Raw genomic sequence first — 18,069 nt, 5'->3', positions numbered from 1 at the left:
GCATTTGTCCTGATTCGGTATCGGTTTGGGGCAAAATGCAAAAAAAATTTATTGGAGAAGGGGTTTTACACATGAAAAAATGGTCTTTTGCTCTACTTAGCATTATGCTGATTGCGGTTCTTGCGGCTTGCGGAAACAACAAGGATTCCGACAGCGGAGCTGACAATGCTGGAGGCGCACCGCGCACCGTAGAATTGAAAGTTGGAGCATCACCTACACCACATGCGGAAATTTTGGAAAGCATCAAGCCTGAACTCGAAGCTGAAGGTATTCGCTTGCAAATCGTGACTTTCAATGATTATGTTCAACCTAACCAACAGCTTGAAGATAAACAACTGGATGCGAACTTTTTCCAACACCAGCCTTACCTTGATACAGAGAACAAAGAACGTGGTTTCCACCTCGTTGCTGTAACACCTGTGCATGTTGAGCCATTTGCTGGCTATTCCAAAAAAATCAAATCATTGGATGAGTTGAAAGACGGCGCAAAAGTAGCCATCCCTAATGACCCATCCAACGGCGGTCGTGGACTGTTGTTGCTTGCAAAAGAAGGACTTATCACGCTGAAAGACAACACAAATATCACTTCTACGATTCAGGATATTACAGCCAATCCGAAAAACTTGAATATCATCGAGCTGGATGCAGCCATGATGCCTCGTCAACTGGATGAAGCAGACCTGGTATTCATCAACGCCAACTACGCGCTGGAAGCCAATCTGAACCCAGAGAAGGATGCGCTGCTGATTGAGGACCTGCAAGGTAACCCTTATGCAAACATCCTCGTATCCCGTGAAGATAACAAAGATGCAGATGCTATCCAAAAACTGGCTGCAGCTCTGCATTCCGAAGAGGTTAAAACATTCATCAAAGATCGTTATCAAGGTGCTGTAGAACCTGCGTTTTAAGCTGAACGATTAAGCTGAAATACAGTGTATACTCGGCTCACTTCTTAAGGAATTACTAAAGAAAGCCCTGCATTCTCTTTATGAGAATACAGGGCTTTTTATTTTGTACATCGATGTTAAAGAGTGTTTTGATGTAAGAGCACTTCGATGTAGGATTACGTTAATTCCTTTACTTATAAGCTTAACGTTTATTCGGATCAGTATCCGAATGTCCATCTGTTTGTTGGCTATCAGAGCCTGCTGACTCCTGACCAGCAGCATGCTGTTGGTAAGCTTCCTCTGCAGGAGATAGCGAATTCTGATCTCCAGGGTCAGCCTCCTTTTTGCGTCCAGTCAGCTTGCGACGAATCCATCCGAAAGCACCAACAATAGCGGCCACGATGACAAACCATCCTTTTTTGAGCAAAAGCAATAATCCGACTTTCTTAGCTACAGCTACACCAGCACCACCGAGAATCAGACTGGTCAGGCCAAGTTCTGATTTTTTGTCTACGGATGCATCAAACTCTTCATAGGTGTTTCCTTTGATCACGTTGAGCTGGTTAAGCACGGAGTTTTCAAACTGTTTGCGGTTTTCTTCAAAATTGGCACTATCCGTAACGAGGATAACACCGATGTATCCTTCACGGGTGAGTACATTCACATTGTAATTGACGAGTTTTTCCCGCTCTGCATCCTCAAGACCAAGAGAATAGATCAATTGATGTTTGCTGCTGTCATAGGCGGGCTCAATTTCCCATCCGGTGATAAACAGCTGGTTTTCGGGTGTCGTTTTCTCATTTTGTTCTTCTGTACCTCTTTTGTAGCTATCGAGCAGTTCATCGGCGTCCAGATCGTCTTTTTCACTGTCGTCGACATGACCGGTATCGTTATATTCAAAGATAACATACCAGTTGGAGTTTTCGCCGGCGCCATAGATGCTTCCGATTTCCGTTCCATTGGGGAAGGAGTCCGTGTCTTCTAGGAACCTTTGGGTGTTAGCTGCATCGAGATAGGAGAGATTTTCAGCTACGTTTAATGTTGCTTTGTTATCAAGTACTACGTTTGAAGGCCCATCAATCCATTGATAATCTTCGGTGGAGCTATTGCTTTCACTTTCTGCAGATGCTGTGGTCGAGAATGGAGCTTGAAATGAGGCGATAAGCAAAATTGCGAGTAGAGAGGCTAACCATCTTTTCATTTACGCTGTATTCCTTTCGAAGTTGTCATGCAATGTTGTCATTGACATGAACATATGTATTGTGTCGTTATATTCATAAGAAAATAAGGACTTATCGACATTAACATAGGCATCCAGACCAAACAAGGGAATTTTGGATATAAAGGGTTAATTTTCCTACAAAAGACCTAATTCATTTTATTTCTGTTGTTTGAAAGATAAGTATTTAGTCCTTGATTTACACTTTCTTGCAAATGGTACAGATTGGTGGGAAACGCGAGTTGTGGGGGGATGATAAATCTTTTATACTGGATGAGTGACTGCTCTTTGAAGAGGGGGATGAACGTGAAGGGAAAGATTGCCCTCATAACGGGAAGTGCCAAAGGTCTTGGTAAAATGACGGCCCTCAGTCTGGCGGATCAGGGTTGTCATATTGCTCTGAATTACGTACATAGCCGTACGGAAGCTGAGTCGTTACAGGCTCAGATTATTGCCAAGGGTGTGCGGTGTATTGCCATTCAGGCCGATATTTCCAAGAAAGAAGAGATCACCATGCTCGTTGCACAGGTTGAAGAGAAACTGGGCAGCATTGATATTCTTGTGAATAACGCGGGTCCTTTTGTCCGTGAACGTCGACTGTTTGCCGAGTATTCCGAAGATGAGGTTCAGATGCTTGTGCAAGGAAACCTGCTTGGACCGATGCTGCTGGATCAGCGTGTATTGCCGGAGATGCGGCGCAAGCAGTGGGGACGAATTATCCATTTTGGCTTCAGTCATGCGGGAGAAGCGAGGTCGTGGCCTCATCGGGCGGTTTATGCTGCTGCGAAGGTAGGTCTGGTTTCATTTACAAAGACACTTGCTGTGGAGGAAGCTCCCTACGGCATTACGGTTAATATGGTCTGTCCAGGTGATATTCGTGGTGCCAACAAAGAGAAAACGATTGATGAAATGGCAGGTATAACCGACGAGGAAACCCCGAGAGGACGTCCTGGGAGCGGTGAAGATATTGCGCGGGTGATCACTTATCTGTGTCTGGATCATTCCGATTTTATAACAGGTAACATTATGGATGTATCTGGAGGACTTGATCCGATTCGTCCTAACATACAGCGTGAGGATGCATAGCACAAAAAAAGAGCCCTCCACTTCATGCGAAGCGAAAGGCTCTTGAGGTTTATTTCGTGAAGGATTGATTAGAATACTTGTACGACTTCTTCGACACCCTCAACTTCTTCGAGAAGGGCGCGTTCAATCCCGGCTTTTAAGGTAATGGTGGAGCTTGGGCAGCTGCCGCAGGCACCGACCAGTTTCAGCTTAATAATGCCGTCCTCCACGTCGACCAGTTCCACGTCACCGCCATCGCGTTGCAGGAACGGACGAAGTTTGTCAAGCACTTCAGATACCTCATCATACATGGTGCTTTGTGCGTTTTCGCTCATTTTTTTCAACTCCTTTCCTCACTATAGTATATTACAATTGGCCACAAATTAAAATGGTCAAACAAAGCAGGTGAACCTACATGAGACCGATTATTGAATTTTGTGCCAATAATATGCATTTTGGCACAGATGAAGTCATGGATCAACTGGAAGAAAATCCAGACTATGATGTGATAGAATACGGCTGCCTCAGCAATTGCGGCCAATGTTACATGACTCCATTTGCATTGGTGAATGGCGAGTTAGTCATTACCGATAAAGTGGAAGATTTATATAACGCCATCTTGGCCAAAATTGCCGAAGCCGATGCCTGGGATGAGTTGGATCTCGATTAACCGAGATGACGCTTGGACATCCAGAGCACACCGCTTTTTAGAATACGTGGCACACGTCCCATCATGGACGTTTTGCCCATCAGCCCAAATCCAGCCTTCTTGCCGAGTGCACCGAGTGTGCCACGAAGCTTGAGTGGCTGCGGATTGGGCTTTTCGCCTTTCCAGAGGGCATGCTGAATATGGGCGATTTGTTCACCCTGTACTTCGGCAGCCTGACCGCTTGGTGCATAAGGCACGCTGGCGCAGTCACCTACTACATAGACATCGGTATATTCAGGAATTTGATAATATTCGTTCAGTACGACACGACCTTGTGGATCCTTGGTCACATCGAGATCCTGTACAACTTTTACGGGCTGAATTCCGGCAGTCCATACTACCGCATCCGTTAGAATTTCCTCATCCCGGTTGAAAATGGCATTTGGTTCAAGTCGGGAAATGGCAATATGTCCGCGTGTCTCGACCTGATGTTCACCGAACCATTCATGAACATAAGCCGACAAGCGCTGCGGAAAAGCGGATAATACACGTTCACCACGGTCCAGGATACTGATGTTCAGGTCCGGTCTGCTCTCACGAAGCTCTGCAGCCATCTCGACGCCGCTCAAGCCACCGCCGACGATATGCACATTACCATAAGCTTTAACTTCGTTAAGACGAAGGTAGGTTTCCCGTGTTTTGCTGAAGCTTTGAATCGTACAGCTATATTCCTCGGCTCCCGGCGTATTGTGGAATCGGTCTGTACATCCAAGTCCAATTACGAGCTTGTCATATTCCAACGGGTCCTGGCCTTCAAATTCAATCTGACGCTGTTCCAAGTCAATCGAAGTTACTTCTCCATAACGATAAGTGACTTTGTCGCTGACTGGGAATTGGATACGCAGGTCATAATCGGATACGGTCCCTGCTGCGAGTGCGTAATATTCAGTTTTCAATCCTTGGAAGGGGCTGCGGTCCACTAACACGATTTGTGTATCTGACGGGATCTTACCTTCCAGAAGTTCCTTGATAATCGTGAGGCCACCGTAGCCGCCTCCGAGAATGACGAAATTTTTCATGACTCGGCTTCCTTTCTGCATCAGTCCCGAGTGAACGGGGCTGTAACCTGTGGAGCAGCTATGCAATTACATAGCTGCTCCTGTTTTTTTAATCTGGATTTGAAATAATTGAAAATGGGCATTTAAAATTACAGATATGCTTCAGCAATCTGCACCACTCCATGCCAAACGCTCCCGGGTAGAATGAAAGTCGCTTATGGGAATGATGCTCATGCTAGATGCTATTCGTATACTTGAATTTCATTGTAGAACGTATCACGTTCAACCGGAATGCGTCCAGCACCCTTAATTAACCATATAAGCTCTTTGCGGGTAAGACCTTCAGGTGTTAGTGCGCCTGCAGCATGACTAATCCGTTCGCGAACAATCGTGCCGTGTGCATCCGAAGCGCCGAATCCAAGCGCGACTTGAGTCAGCTGTGGACCGATGTTAATAAAGTACGCTTTGATATGATCGATGTTATCCAGCATCAAACGGCTGATCGCAATCGTTTTGAGATCCTCGTATGCTGAGTTACGACGCATGATACTGGCGTTTTTGCTTTTCGGTTGCATGGAAAGCGGGATAAAGACCATAAATCCGTTGGTTTCATCTTGCAATTCACGAATCTGTACCATATGGTTCACACGATCTTCATAGGACTCAATGGATCCATAAAGCATCGTGGTATGGGTACGCATGCCCAGATTATGAGCAGTACGGTGCACTTCCAGATAACGGTCAACGTTCGCTTTGTTTACGCGCATTTTTTTGCGGTATTCATCGGACAGGATCTCAGCACCGCCGCCAGTCAGTGATTTCAGACCTGCTTTTTGCAATTCTTGCAGTACTTCCTTGATGCTCAGTCCGCTGATGCGAGTGAAGAAATCAATCTCGGCAGCCGTGTAGGCTTTCAGCGTAACGTCCGGATATTTCTCGTTTAAAGCACGCAAGGAATCGACATAATATTGAAAAGGAACATGGTTGTTATGTCCGCCTACAATATGGAACTCGCGTACACCTGGGTGAATATGCTGTTCTACGTAATCAATCATTTCCTGACCAGACAATGTGTAAGAGCCATCTTCGCCCTGATCTTTGCGGAAGTTACAGAAGGCACAGTGAGCTTCGCATACGTTGGTAAAATAAAGGCTCATGTTTTCAATAAAATAAACTTTCTTGCCATTCTTACGCAGGTTGGCCTCATTGGCCAGTTGGCCCAAAGTCAGCAGATCATCCGATTCATACAGATAAACGCCGTCTTCTACAGTCAGCCTTACGCCGTTCTGCACTTTCTCAACGATTTCAGCCATTCTTTTGTCTGTGAACGGTGTTACCAATGTAGACATTTTGTATCCTCCTATTCTTAACCGGAATCGAGTTGTGTGTAGGACTTACTTACAGAACTACATAGAAAAGATGCGGTCATCTGCCGCTTCTTATATGGACTAACTCTTATTTACCCGGTGCAGCCTGTGCTGCGTACGTAAAGCTAATTTTTTCATTAAAGTGAGTCTTGTGACTCTATATGCATTGGGGACTGCGTACAGTCTCGAAATGTGAAAAAAATTACAACTCTATATATGATCATCACTCGAATAAGTCATGACAAAATATCGACATTTCAAAGCGATCACCTACTCATTATAAACCTCGTGTCCCGGGGGTTCAATACACTGGGAAGAAAAAGGAGTTAAGGGGGAACGCGGAAACAGGCAAAGATGACTTGAGCCCCTTGACGGGGTGGAGTATAATTTAAAGAAGAGTTAACGAAAGGTTGTTCAAAAAGTACGCTTTTGATTACGAAGGGTGCCTAGCGGCATCTCAGCGTCGAATATGGGATTCAGCCGAAATGTCCGTTGCTCACGTAGTTTTGCCTACGCTCCGCTACTCCATTTCTATCTTCATTCCATCTTCTTGGTACTGAAAAGCGCCCTTTTTGAACATGATTTTATATGAAAAAGGAGAGTGACCTGGCATGATTAGCATCAGCGAAACGGCTGCAGACAGATTGAAAGAAATGCTTGCACAACAAGAGACCCCTGGTATGTTCTTGCGTCTTGGCGTAGCACCGGGCGGTTGTACCGGATTTTCGTACGCCATGGGCTTTGACGATAAAGAGTCCGATGAGGACCTCTATATGGATATTCAAGATATGAAGGTTGTTGTAGAGAAGGAAAACCTGAAATATTTGAATGGACTTGAAATTGATTTTGAAGAATCCGGCATGTCCGGCGGTTTCACCATTCACAACCCGAACGCAGTGGCAACATGCGGCTGTGGATCATCCTTCCGTACACGTGAAGAAGCGGGCGTACCGGATAAAGATTGTTAATATTTGTGACTTGTGACCTCTATAGCGGATTAGTCTTGTGCTAATCACGTTATGGAGGTCTTTTTTTGCGTGGTGGTTTGATATGTACTTTGCTTGTTCATATTAAGGGGGCACCTAGGACAATTTTTTTATTGAGAAGTGAGGAAGTGAAGTTGACAAGTTATGTTGTAACTAATATAGTTACATTATGAGATTTAGCAGAACCTAGCCAAAGGAGAGATTATGATGAAGATTGGAATTATTGGCGCGACAGGCAAAGCAGGGAATTTGATTTTGAAGGAAGCGTTGGATAGAGGGCATGAAGTGACTGCGATCGTTCGTAATGCATCCAAAGTGGAAGATAAAAGTCTGAATGTACTTGAAAAAGACGTGTTCGACCTCACGGCAGAGGATGCCAAATCATTCGACGTGATCGTCAATGCATTTGGTGCACCAGCCGGTAAAGAGAATCTGCATGTGGAAGCAGGACAAGCCCTGATTAACATTCTGAAAGAGGCGCCGAAAATGCGTCTGATCGTTGTTGGTGGTGCAGGCAGTCTGTTCACAGATGAAACTCAAACCCTGCGAGTTGTAGACTCCCCTGGATTCCCTGATGCATACAAAGCAACAGCAACCAACCAGGGTAAAAACTTGCAGGATCTGCAAGCTTCCTCAGGTATCCAATGGACGTTCCTGAGCCCGGCGGGATTCTTTAATCCAGAGGGTGTACGCACTGGCAAATACCAATCGGGTAAAGATCAGATTCTGGTGAACAGTGAAGGCAACAGCTACATCAGCTATGCTGACTATGCCATCGCTTTGGTCGATGAGATCGAAAACCCGCAGCATAAGAACGAACGCTTTACGGTTGTAGGCGAAGCGAAGTAATTGAATTGAGTGATGAAAAAATGGACGCCAATCATTATGATGATTAGCGTCCATTTTTTCTTGCGAAGTTGAAGCTCTAAAATCCTCGATATGCTACTGAGGTGTAACGTCTGTATTTGGATTTTCTATCAATTCTACGGACTCTGCCGACTCCATACTTTCCACACCATCTACAACCTCAACGAGTCCTACAGCCAATGTAGTGACTGCGGCAGCGGCAATTAGATTCTTTGCCCCGAGCTTTACTCTCTCCATGTCCTCGTCTTTCATGCCGACAACCACATCTTTGCCACCGTTATACACGTACTTAGCTGATACCACTACGCCTTTGGCTGTATTGGAAACAGCTCCTCCAATATCGGCAAGTCCCGCATCTAACGTTGTATTGTCTTTTCTGATCACACCACTCGCCATATCATATGTACCGCTGGCAAGTTGTCCGACTGTTTTCCCTGTGTTAATCGTAGCCTTTTCTACACCATTACCAATTTCTTTAATGAATGGACTCCCTGTAAGTTCTCCGGCCACTCGGACGGTGCCGCCCAGTACTTTTCCGGTAACTTCTCCAGCAAACTGGCCCAGTTCTTTTAAAAATCCCATATATTTTCCCACCTTTGAAATAAGGTTGCACATGTGCTGTCTGAATCTTTTATCTTAATTATACAAGTATATGAGCGATAAGACTATTTACGTTCAGATTCATCAAGCGTTCCTAATTAACATGAAACCAATCCAACAAATTCGATCTAACTGAATTGAAAACTAACCACCTAGCCTAGCTCAACTCATCCATCCCCATCAACTTACTACAATCCCCAACAAAAGGCGCTACTCCCCAATGGAAGTAGCGCCTTCTCTTTTTATACCCCAAATTCCTACTAAACACATTTTAGAAGTATCACATAAGCAGCGAGCGCAGTGGAGGGCACGGAATCGATTCTGAAGAAGCGGTAGCGTTCGCCTTTATCCCCGGATTTTGGCCTATGGAATAGGACATTCAAAAAAATCTGGGGATAACAGCGATCGAAAGAACGATCCGTAACTGTAACGGCCACCTGCTGCACCCCAACACACTTCTAACCTCCCCGTGTTTAGTCGATAAATCCTTCCAACATTACAGTCGGCAAGCCGTTAGACTGCCAGGCACCTTTGCTGTAACCGCCGTTGTAACCCGGCGTTGCTTCAGGCTCCCAATAGAATACACCTTTACCTTTGCTGCTCGGCAAGTTGCGGAATTGCGTTTTCATCGCTGCGACAAAACTTTTACCGGCAGCTGGTTGGGTATTATCCATCCCGATTTCCGAGACAATAATCTCCTTACCATACCGGTTGATCAGATCCTTGGCATTATTCACAGCATTGGTGACAGCCGTGTTCCAGCCGGAAGCGGAAGGATAGAGGGACATGGCAATCATGTCAAAGTTGGCACCGTTATCGATCAGACCACCGATATTCCATACATAGAGGGCGTTATCATCCCCACCTGCGAGGTGAACAATTGTTTTGGTGTTGGTGCTGATGGATTTTACGGCATTATGGCCCGTGTTCACCAGCCACGCATAATTTTTCATGTTGGTGGATGCTTTTCCATCTTCCCATAACATGCCGTTGCTTGTTTCGTTACCGATCTGTACCCAGTCCGGAGTGACACCTTTGCTCTGCATGGCCGTCATGACCTCACGTGTGTGATTCCATACAGCATCCATCAGCTGCTGGAACGTGTAGTTTTTCCAGGCCGCAGGTTTCGTCTGCTGACCCGGATCAGCCCAGGAATCACTGTAGTGCAGCGTCAGCATGACACTCATGCCTGCATTTTTGGCACGCAGAGCCAGAGCAGCAGCACGATCTTTGTTCATGTAACCGTTACCATAATTATTCGAAGGATTAACGAAGACACGAATACGGACGGAGTTGATCTGGTAATCATTTTTCAAAATATCAATAATGTCACGCTGCACGCCGTTTTTGTCTTTCCATTTGTAGCCTTGTGCTTCCATTCCGGGCACCCAACTAATGTCGGCTCCTTTGGCGAAGCTCGGTGCTGCACTGGCATGCTGGCCTGCTGGCAGCATAATGGAGGTGAATAACAAAACAAAGACCAGAGCAATGGATGTTTTGAAAACCCTTACATTTTTGAACATTACAATATGCCTCCTCGAATATAGGTTGAATTGCAACTTAATTATATCGAGCAACGTTTACTCAGCTACAGGGTCCATTTCCAATATTATGGTTGTTTTTTCAACCTCTCCCGAAAAAAGAAAAAACAAAAAGCCGTCCGAAGACGGCTTTTCTACCCGTGGCGCTTTTTGAAACCTTGATCCGTATCCCGCGCCTCCACCAGAATCAGTTATTTTGAGCTAGTGGATCGGGTAAGGGACACGTTCAACATGTGATTAGATATGTTGACGCACCTCCTTTCCTTGTGCCAAGAGTATACAACACTCTTTTCCGGAAAGCTAGTCTTTTTTTCATATATACGCAAAATTATTTTTCGGTTTGGAACATCGTGATATCCCGGTCATAATGGCTCTTTGTACCGTTATCGTTGCGGATTCTCACGCTATCTTCGCTGATCTGCTCTACGATGCCACGACCTACTTCACAATATACGCCAGCTGGATCTTCCTGCCATGCAGTTACTGTGCATTGGGATAGTGCAGCTGTGAAAAACTCTATATTTTTTTGTAACGTTCTAGGTTTGTTCGATTTCATTATATACTCCTTTAACAATAACAATTTTAGAATGTGGACAGCAACCGGACATTTTACACTGTAGATCACTTTACTCTGTCTCCTGCTCTTTGTAAAGGGATGGAAAAAGTTATCGTCATGAGGTATCATTTACATAAATTTTACATTGCGTTTACACTACGCTGACGCTTGTAGCCAATCACGAATAGTACAATTAGTTCAGAACATCTAACCAAGAATAGATATGTAACAAATTCGGAGGCCATACATGCATAGAGATGTCAAAACAGGTAACTACGTTAACCGTGATTTAAGTTGGGTAGAATTCAATCGTCGTGTGCTTCAGGAGGCGCAAGATCCAACAACACCTCTGCTGGAACGCATGAGGTTCCTTGGTATTGTCGCCAGTAATCTGGACGAGTTCGTAAGTGTAAGGGTAGCGGAGACGAAAGAGAAGATCAAGGCTGGATATACGCAAAAGGATTTTACGGGCTACACCCCTGCCGGTTTGTACCGTAGATTGATTAAACGAACGGGGACCATGGTCGCCGAGCAATATAAAACTTATCGAGAGCTGATTCGTCTTCTCGCCAAGAAAGGCGTGCATTTTCAGGAATATACAGATCTGAATATGACCCAACAGCGAGCAATGGACCAGTACTTTCACGAGATCATTTTTCCCGTTTTAACACCGATGGCTATTGATTCGAGTCGGCCATTCCCACTGGTACACAATAAGTCTGTATATCTGTCCGTGATGCTGCAGAAGGAAGAAGAGCAGGAGGGTGAGCCATTTTTGGCTATCGTTCAGGTTCCCTCTAATCTGCCGCGGGTCGTTCAGGTACCTCTGCGGGCGAATAGCAAAAAGAAAACGTTCATTCTGATTGAGGATCTCATCAAGCATCATATTCACACCTTATTCAGCGGATATGTGCCGCTGGCTGTTCAGGAATTCAGAGTGACCCGCAATGCGGATCTTTCCATTAATGAAGAAGAAGCTGAGGATTTACTTGAGGCGATCGAGAAGGAGCTGCGGCGCAGGCGCCGGGGAGCACCGGTACGGTTGGAAATTTGCAAGGATTTCCGCCCGGATGCGTTGCTTGAGTTGCAGGAAGAGTTCGATATTCAAGACCCTGTGTACGAGATTGATGGACCGCTGGATTTGAGCTTTCTGGCCGGGTTTGTAGATAGTTTGGATGGCTTCTCTCATCTGAAGTATAGTCCGGTGCAGCCTGTGTATCCTCTGGAGTTCCTTCCTCGGGAAAGTCACTTCGAACTGCTGCGCAAACGGGACGTGCTTGTGCATCATCCATACGAATCGTTTGAGCCGGTAACGGACTTCATTGTGGAAGCTTCGGAAGATCCGCGCGTGATGGCGATCAAAATGACGTTATATCGGGTGAATGGGGATTCCCGTCTCATCCCCGCACTGGCTCATGCAGCCGAGAGCGGAAAACAGGTGACGGTTGTTGTTGAATTAAAAGCCAGATTTGATGAAGAACGGAACATTGCATGGGCCCGCACGCTGGAGAAGGCAGGTTGTCATGTCGTATACGGATTGGTCGGATTAAAGACTCATGCCAAAATTATTCTCGTTGTACGCAGGGAACAGAGTGGTCTGAGAAGGTACGTACATGTTGGAACAGGTAACTATAATGAAAGTACAGCCAAAGTGTACACCGATGTAGGGCTGTTTACCTCCAATCCCATCATTGGCGAAGACGCATCGGAATTGTTTAATGAGATTACCGGATATTCAGGACCCAAAGCGCTGCAGGCATTCCGCGTTGCCCCTGACGGCATGAAGGATGAGCTGTTCGCGCTCATACGTCGGGAAAGGGAGCATGCCTTCAAGGGAAGACCGTCCAGAATTATTGCCAAAATCAATTCCTTATCCCATCAGGATATCATTGATGAATTGTATCTGGCATCTCAAGCTGGGGTACAGATTGATCTGATCGTGCGCGGTGTGTGCTGCTTGCGTCCAGGGGTAGAGGGGCTTAGCGAGAATATTCGGGTGATCAGCATCGTGGACCGGTTTCTGGAACACTCCAGACTGTTTTATTTTGAAAATAGCGGGAACCCGGATGTGTATCTGTCCAGCGCAGACTGGATGACCCGTAATTTGAAGCGGAGAATAGAACTGATGTGTCCCGTGTTTGATCCAGAGCTGAAGAAAATGTTGGTCGACATATTGAATCTGTCACTCATGGATAATGTGAAGGCAAGAGAGCTCATGCCTGGCGGCAATTATGTTTTTGTACAAAATGAAAAACCCCCGCTGAGAAGTCAGACGGAGGCGATGGGCATTATTCCTTGGAAGCCTGCTGAATGGAGTGCGTTAACGTAACTCCCCAAGCTTCCTGTAAATCTTTTACGGCCTCTTCAAGGCCGCTTAGTTCCAGTAACGGCTCGGCTGTACAGATGAATTGCATCTGCAGCGAGTCGTTTTCTTTTGTTGCTTTTATGGAAGTAATACTTTCAGATCGATTAATTGCTTCAGTCACGCGCAGCAGAGAGCCCAAGCGATGTGCATGCCGTTCGTCCGAATCCTTGAGAATGTCCTTGTGCTTATGCAGCAGCTGGGGCGTTCTTTTTTTTGGATGATAATCGGCTGCAATGGCACTCAGGATGGTCTCCCGGTGAGACAGTCCGTAAATGCTTGCATTCATGATCCAATAAGCCGAGTGCTGCGGATACCGGAAGTAGTTAATCTGTTTTCCAGCCATGTGAAGCATGGAGACCGTGTACAGAATTCGGGCATCCGCTGGATCGGGAGCACTACCTTTTAGGGCAGTATACAGGGTAAGCGCATCATGATGAATCCGATTCAGGCGTTTCTCCGGAATGGGTGGACCAAAATGAATGAAGTTGCGAATGCTGTCCCGCAGCGCATCTGGCACGACTGGCTTACCTCCAGCAAGGAGATCCCTCAGCAAACCATCCCGTAATCCCGCTCCGCTCACAACATAACGATCCCCCTGGATGATTCGGAAGACCGTCCGCAATATGAGTACACCTGGAACAATAATGTCGGCACGGTCCTTGGCAAGTCCGGGTACTTTCTTGCGTTGTGTCGAGGTTAGATGTGGCAAAGAACGAGCGATATTTTCCATCTCTTCTGCACCGATTTCATAATGATGCGTAACCGGTAATGAGTATTGTGTTCTCTTCTGCTCTACTTTGGCCAGTGTACGCATGGTGCCACCAAGTCCAATGAGAGGTAGTCCGGGATGCTGTGTAACCCAATCCTCATCGCTTAATGCCTGTATAACCTCATTACATAGCGCAGTCACATTTTCCTCGGTCCACTGATCTTCCCCACCATAACGGGCATGTGAGTTAACCGCACCAATAGGCAGAGAGATGCTGTGCAGTCTTTTTCGATCACGGAATACAGTGATCTCTGTACTGCCACCGCCAATATCCACGACATAACCATCTGCCAGATCAATCGATTGAGTGACACCTAGGAAACCGTAATAGGCTTCCTGATCACCGGATACACATTCGATGGTAAGTCCCGTCTCGGCTTCCAACCAACCTATAATTTCTGGGGAATTGCCTGCATTCCGAATGGCAGCCGTAGCTGCAGCGCGAATAAGCTTGGTTTGATATGCTTCGCAAGTAGCCCTGAATTGTCGCAAAATCGTAATGGCTTTGTCCAGTGAATGTCTCAGGATGGTTCCGTCTTGTTCAACCACGTTGCTTAGACGAGCGGCATATTTGTCTTCATGAATGATGCGATAGGCCCCATCCTGGTCGAGTTCATAAATAACCAGACGAATGGAATTGGAGCCGATATCGATGATTCCTAGAATTTCGTTATGTGTCATAAGCATCTCCTTCTACAGAGGTTAATCTACCCAACTTTCAACAAGGCAGCCATGGCTTCCGGTGAACCCGGAGGCGTCGAGGAGAAGGGTGTGGTCAGCATGACCACAATGATGAAGACGATAAAGCAGGCAAACAGAATACAACTTACAGCAAAACCGCGATTGCTTTTCTTCATAAACAGTCGAATACCTGTAACGAATAGAAGTACCGTAATAGCTACCAGAACGATAGAAATTGCAAAGTAGGCTACGCCGTACAGTGATTTAAAAAATGATTCCATGTCTTCTGAACGCTCCTTAGATCCTCATATTTAAGCCTCTCCAAACCATTCCTTAGTAGCATACGATAGATTGATGCGTTTGAAAAGCAAACCAGGCGCCTGTTCTGGCCTTGAACCAAGCTGATGGACTATATCCACGGAAAAGGGGCCCCAGCCTTGGACAGACATCCAAGAAAGCACGGCTTCTGTTGAGTATGTATAAGGAAGGACTATTGTTCACGAAAGGAGATCAACCCATGTCGAGACAGCTTGCAAGCAAATGGCTGAAGACAGCGGCGCTGTTAAAATATCCGGTAGCTGCTGTCCACATTCCACAGACGAAGGCGTTCAACTCGGGGAATCTGCTAAACATGCTTAGTCATTATGGAATGGTGTATATCAAACCTATTGTTGGTGGTGGCGGTTACGGTGTCATTAGAGTATCAGCAAGCGGCGGAGTCTACAGGTACACTCATATGAAAATAACCCGTTCTTTTACTCAGTTTAATCAGATGTACCGTTCCCTAATCCGTGTAAAAGCGAGACGCAGATACCTGATTCAGCAAGGCATTCATTTGGCGACCATTCAAGGCAGACCTGTCGATTACAGAGTCAAAGTCGTCAAGACGGAAAGAGGCTGGGTATTCCGTTCAATAGTGGGACGGCTCGCTCGTCCAGGACTGGTCGTGACCAATCTTAGCAAAGGAGGAACGATGCTGTCCGGTAGGAGAGCGCTCGGTCTGTCCCTACCTCATATTTCTGGAAAACATAAACGTCGCGAGATGCGTTCACTGACACTCACCTGTACGCATATTATGGAAAGACAGTTCCCGGGTGTGGGACAGCTCGGATTCGATTATGGACTTGATCATTCAGGCAAGATATGGATTTTGGAAGTGAACACCAGACCGCAATGAAAATGGTGACAAAAGCTAAAAAAATCCAAAGAAAATCCGATAGTAATATAGAAGGAAACTAGATGGAAAACGTTTGAAAATTAACAAATAAGGGTAATTTACTCGCATCAACTCTTGAAACTATGAATTTATTCTAAAAAAAATGCTCTTATAATCGTTCTGTTTGATAGGCTTCGATCCTGTGTATAAATACTGTCCACACAATCCACGTTGATCAATCAACATTTTTACCATTTATCAACAAACTATACACAGGATTTCCACATAACGTTGTGGATAACAAGAACGCTTGTTCTCTTTATAAATCTCTGATATGATAGTTTTGAGGAAAAAAAAGGAAAGGTTGTGGCGGGAAATGGCTATGTTATCCGATGAGATGTTGTTGGATTCCTACCATAAGGCGATTGAGTTGAATCTCGAACGAGATTTCATCGCACTGCTGTTGGCAGAAATCCATAAGCGCAAACTGGGTACCGACGTATCTGCCATTCTTCACTAGAGATCCTCATTGCAGGCAATGTTACAGGTTTCCGGACATGTCCCATAGATTGACAGGCCATAGTGTGCTTGTTTGACAATGGTGACAGTACATCATATGATTGCAAACGTTTTCGGCTTCGTCTGCCGTGTCAGAGGAAGTGAGAATGACGTAGGGGCTGTATGGTCCGGTGTAATCGTCCAATTTGCCGCATTCTGACAGTCCCTGAAGGCAGTGGGGACAAGCCTGCTCCGGTACAACCAGACCGTTACACAGCGGGCATATATAAGACAAGGGTATCCCTCCTGATTTTGAATTCATTCATTCAGGAGTAAGATACCCTTTTTTGTGTCTTTTATGTTCTATATCATTCCATTAGGAATTAGCGCTTCATGTTACTGCTGTGTCCCGGGGACAACTTCGCATCTGGGTCGAAGTAAACCTTGGCATTGTTAACTGCGGTTGGCGCTTCACCGAATCCGACAGCAATCAGCTTCAGCTTGCCTGGATAAGTTGTAATATCTCCGGCAGCATAGATACCCGGAATCGAAGTTTCCATGCGGGAATCAACCACGATGGAATTGCTATCAATTTCGATGCCCCATTCTGCGATAGGTCCCAGGGAAGAGACAAAGCCGAAATTGACGATTACATCATCGACTTCAATTTCCTGTGTTTCCTTCGTTTTAACGTGAGCCAAAGTAACCTTGGTAATGCTGTCTTCACCGTGAAGTTCCGTAATTTCGGTAGGGGTAACGATGTTTACTTTGGAATTCATAAGGTTTTCGACACTGTGCTCATGCGCGCGGAATTTGTCGCGGCGATGGATCAGAGTTACTTGCTCAGCGATCGGCTCGAGCATAAGCGCCCAGTCTACAGCGGAGTCACCTCCACCGCTGATCAGTACTTTTTTGCCGGCAAAGGCGTTCAGATCACTGATGAAGTAGTGCAGATTGGTTTTTTCGAATTTGGCCGCACCCTCGAGCTCCAGACGACGGGGCTCGAATGCACCCACACCTGCAGTGATAATTACGGCTTTGGCGTGATATTCATTCACATCGGTTTTTACGACGAAGTGACGTTCTTCTAATTTCTCTACCGATACAACCTTTTCCTCAAGACGGATGTTCGGGTTAAAATGGCTCATTTGTTCCACCAGATTATTCACCAGTTCCTGAGCGGTAACTTTCGGGAACCCGGCTACATCATAGATGAATTTTTCGGGATAGAGGGCGGCAAGTTGTCCACCAAGTTGTGGCATACTTTCAACCAGAGTAACAGATGCCTGACGCATCCCTCCGTAAAACGCGGCGAACAGACCCGCAGGGCCGCCACCAATAATAAGTAAATCGGTCATGTCATGACCGGCAGTTTGTGCAGTCAAGAATCAACAACACCTTTCTTATTTTAATAGGTAGTTAACAGAAATAATAAAGCTGGGTACGTATGGTAACCAGCGTTTGTTGCTGAACTGTCTTTTTCATTATAAACGGTGTAAACTGGGTTGCAAAGTTGGCAGTTTGATGAATCTGGGAACAATAGATGAAGATCAGGTGAGAATAGGATGAAATTGGAAATGAAAGGTTATGAAAAATAACAAAAAAAACCTTGATCTTTGCCAGAAATACAGATATCCTTGACCTGTACTATGTGTTTTTTTGTCTAATTTAGCCCCAATTTGTAATGTGAAGACAATACCCGCGTTTTGTTGAATCTTGTGTATAATTTCACAATTTTAATCGATAACTTGCATGCAAAAAGTTCAAATAAATTCGCGAAGTTAACATTTGTCGTCATAATGGAT

Annotated in this window: 19 protein-coding genes; 8 read left to right on the top strand and 11 right to left on the bottom strand. The window is 45.6% G+C overall.

What is annotated here, in order from left to right; translation table 11 throughout:
- Window positions 1-71 precede the first annotated feature (71 nt).
- Window positions 72-908 (top strand): MetQ/NlpA family ABC transporter substrate-binding protein, encoded by an 837-nt coding sequence (locus tag DC345_RS28470; protein WP_072735490.1) that lies wholly within the window; start codon window positions 72-74, stop codon window positions 906-908.
- Window positions 909-1,089: 181 nt separating this feature from the next.
- Here the strand turns inward: DC345_RS28470 and DC345_RS28465 are convergent, their stop codons facing one another.
- Window positions 1,090-2,088 (bottom strand): DUF2167 domain-containing protein, encoded by a 999-nt coding sequence (locus DC345_RS28465; RefSeq protein WP_113056000.1) that lies wholly within the window; start codon window positions 2,086-2,088, stop codon window positions 1,090-1,092.
- 324 nt (window positions 2,089-2,412) lie between these two features.
- On the opposite strand from DC345_RS28465, the gene DC345_RS28460 reads away from it, so the two are divergent.
- On the top strand, window positions 2,413-3,192 hold the full coding sequence (locus tag DC345_RS28460) for an SDR family oxidoreductase (protein ID WP_113055999.1): 780 nt from the start codon (window positions 2,413-2,415) through the stop codon (window positions 3,190-3,192).
- Window positions 3,193-3,260: 68 nt separating this feature from the next.
- Here DC345_RS28460 and DC345_RS28455 read toward each other — a convergent pair whose 3' ends face one another.
- On the bottom strand, window positions 3,261-3,506 hold the full coding sequence (locus DC345_RS28455) for a NifU family protein (RefSeq protein ID WP_024632664.1): 246 nt from the start codon (window positions 3,504-3,506) through the stop codon (window positions 3,261-3,263).
- Window positions 3,507-3,586: 80 nt separating this feature from the next.
- Between DC345_RS28455 and DC345_RS28450 the strand changes: the two genes are divergently transcribed.
- Window positions 3,587-3,841, top strand: coding sequence for a YuzB family protein (locus DC345_RS28450; protein WP_063566116.1), 255 nt, complete (start codon window positions 3,587-3,589; stop codon window positions 3,839-3,841).
- On the opposite strand, the gene DC345_RS28445 is transcribed toward DC345_RS28450, so the two are convergent.
- Together DC345_RS28445 and mqnE are read right to left on the bottom strand one after the other, a co-directional pair.
- Complete coding sequence (locus DC345_RS28445; protein ID WP_076290910.1) at window positions 3,838-4,899, bottom strand: NAD(P)/FAD-dependent oxidoreductase; 1,062 nt, start codon at window positions 4,897-4,899, stop codon at window positions 3,838-3,840. The genes DC345_RS28450 and DC345_RS28445 overlap by 4 nt on opposite strands.
- Window positions 4,900-5,120: 221 nt before the next feature.
- On the bottom strand, window positions 5,121-6,227 hold the full coding sequence (gene mqnE, locus DC345_RS28440; protein WP_053783250.1) for an aminofutalosine synthase MqnE: 1,107 nt from the start codon (window positions 6,225-6,227) through the stop codon (window positions 5,121-5,123).
- A 629-nt stretch (window positions 6,228-6,856) separates the two neighbouring features.
- On the opposite strand from mqnE, the gene DC345_RS28435 reads away from it, so the two are divergent.
- Both DC345_RS28435 and DC345_RS28430 read left to right on the top strand, forming a co-directional pair.
- Entirely contained in the window at window positions 6,857-7,213 is a 357-nt protein-coding gene (locus DC345_RS28435; RefSeq protein WP_113055998.1) for a HesB/IscA family protein, read from the top strand.
- A 225-nt stretch (window positions 7,214-7,438) separates the two neighbouring features.
- Window positions 7,439-8,080, top strand: coding sequence for an NAD(P)-dependent oxidoreductase (locus DC345_RS28430; protein ID WP_113055997.1), 642 nt, complete (start codon window positions 7,439-7,441; stop codon window positions 8,078-8,080).
- 93 nt (window positions 8,081-8,173) lie between these two features.
- Here DC345_RS28430 and DC345_RS28425 read toward each other — a convergent pair whose 3' ends face one another.
- The 3 genes from DC345_RS28425 to DC345_RS28415 all read right to left on the bottom strand — a co-directional run bounded on the left by DC345_RS28425 (window position 8,174) and on the right by DC345_RS28415 (window position 10,795).
- Entirely contained in the window at window positions 8,174-8,680 is a 507-nt protein-coding gene (locus DC345_RS28425; protein WP_113055996.1) for a hypothetical protein, read from the bottom strand.
- 491 nt (window positions 8,681-9,171) lie between these two features.
- A complete protein-coding gene (locus tag DC345_RS28420; RefSeq protein ID WP_258530909.1) occupies window positions 9,172-10,152 on the bottom strand; it encodes a glycoside hydrolase family 53 protein in 981 nt (326 codons plus the stop codon).
- A 415-nt stretch (window positions 10,153-10,567) separates the two neighbouring features.
- Entirely contained in the window at window positions 10,568-10,795 is a 228-nt protein-coding gene (locus DC345_RS28415; RefSeq protein ID WP_072735535.1) for a hypothetical protein, read from the bottom strand.
- Between the two features lie 247 nt (window positions 10,796-11,042).
- Between DC345_RS28415 and ppk1 the strand changes: the two genes are divergently transcribed.
- Complete coding sequence (gene ppk1, locus DC345_RS28410) at window positions 11,043-13,124, top strand: polyphosphate kinase 1 (RefSeq protein ID WP_113055994.1); 2,082 nt, start codon at window positions 11,043-11,045, stop codon at window positions 13,122-13,124.
- On the opposite strand, the gene DC345_RS28405 is transcribed toward ppk1, so the two are convergent.
- Together DC345_RS28405 and DC345_RS28400 are read right to left on the bottom strand one after the other, a co-directional pair.
- Window positions 13,084-14,610: a Ppx/GppA phosphatase family protein gene (locus DC345_RS28405; protein WP_113055993.1), complete on the bottom strand. Its 1,527-nt coding sequence runs from the start codon at window positions 14,608-14,610 to the stop codon at window positions 13,084-13,086. The genes ppk1 and DC345_RS28405 overlap by 41 nt on opposite strands.
- 26 nt (window positions 14,611-14,636) lie before the next feature.
- Complete coding sequence (locus tag DC345_RS28400; RefSeq protein ID WP_063566109.1) at window positions 14,637-14,891, bottom strand: hypothetical protein; 255 nt, start codon at window positions 14,889-14,891, stop codon at window positions 14,637-14,639.
- A gap of 236 nt (window positions 14,892-15,127) precedes the next feature.
- On the opposite strand from DC345_RS28400, the gene DC345_RS28395 reads away from it, so the two are divergent.
- Both DC345_RS28395 and sda read left to right on the top strand, forming a co-directional pair.
- Window positions 15,128-15,787, top strand: a complete 660-nt coding sequence (locus DC345_RS28395; protein WP_076290905.1) for a YheC/YheD family protein — start codon at window positions 15,128-15,130, stop codon at window positions 15,785-15,787.
- A gap of 355 nt (window positions 15,788-16,142) precedes the next feature.
- Window positions 16,143-16,286 carry a sporulation histidine kinase inhibitor Sda gene (gene sda, locus DC345_RS28390; RefSeq protein ID WP_017692430.1) on the top strand — a complete coding sequence of 48 codons (144 nt, stop codon included), beginning with the start codon at window positions 16,143-16,145 and terminating at the stop codon, window positions 16,284-16,286.
- A 21-nt stretch (window positions 16,287-16,307) separates the two neighbouring features.
- On the opposite strand, the gene DC345_RS31540 is transcribed toward sda, so the two are convergent.
- Complete coding sequence (locus tag DC345_RS31540; RefSeq protein ID WP_146752171.1) at window positions 16,308-16,559, bottom strand: hypothetical protein; 252 nt, start codon at window positions 16,557-16,559, stop codon at window positions 16,308-16,310.
- A gap of 88 nt (window positions 16,560-16,647) precedes the next feature.
- Window positions 16,648-17,622, bottom strand: coding sequence for an NAD(P)/FAD-dependent oxidoreductase (locus DC345_RS28385; RefSeq protein ID WP_211754064.1), 975 nt, complete (start codon window positions 17,620-17,622; stop codon window positions 16,648-16,650).
- Window positions 17,623-18,069 lie beyond the last annotated feature (447 nt).

Origin of the sequence: Paenibacillus taichungensis (assembly GCF_003287275.1) — a bacterium.
GTDB lineage: Bacteria > Bacillota > Bacilli > Paenibacillales > Paenibacillaceae > Paenibacillus > Paenibacillus taichungensis_A.
Note: the sequence above shows the minus strand (reverse complement) of the source record. Positions and strands in the feature narration are given on the sequence as shown.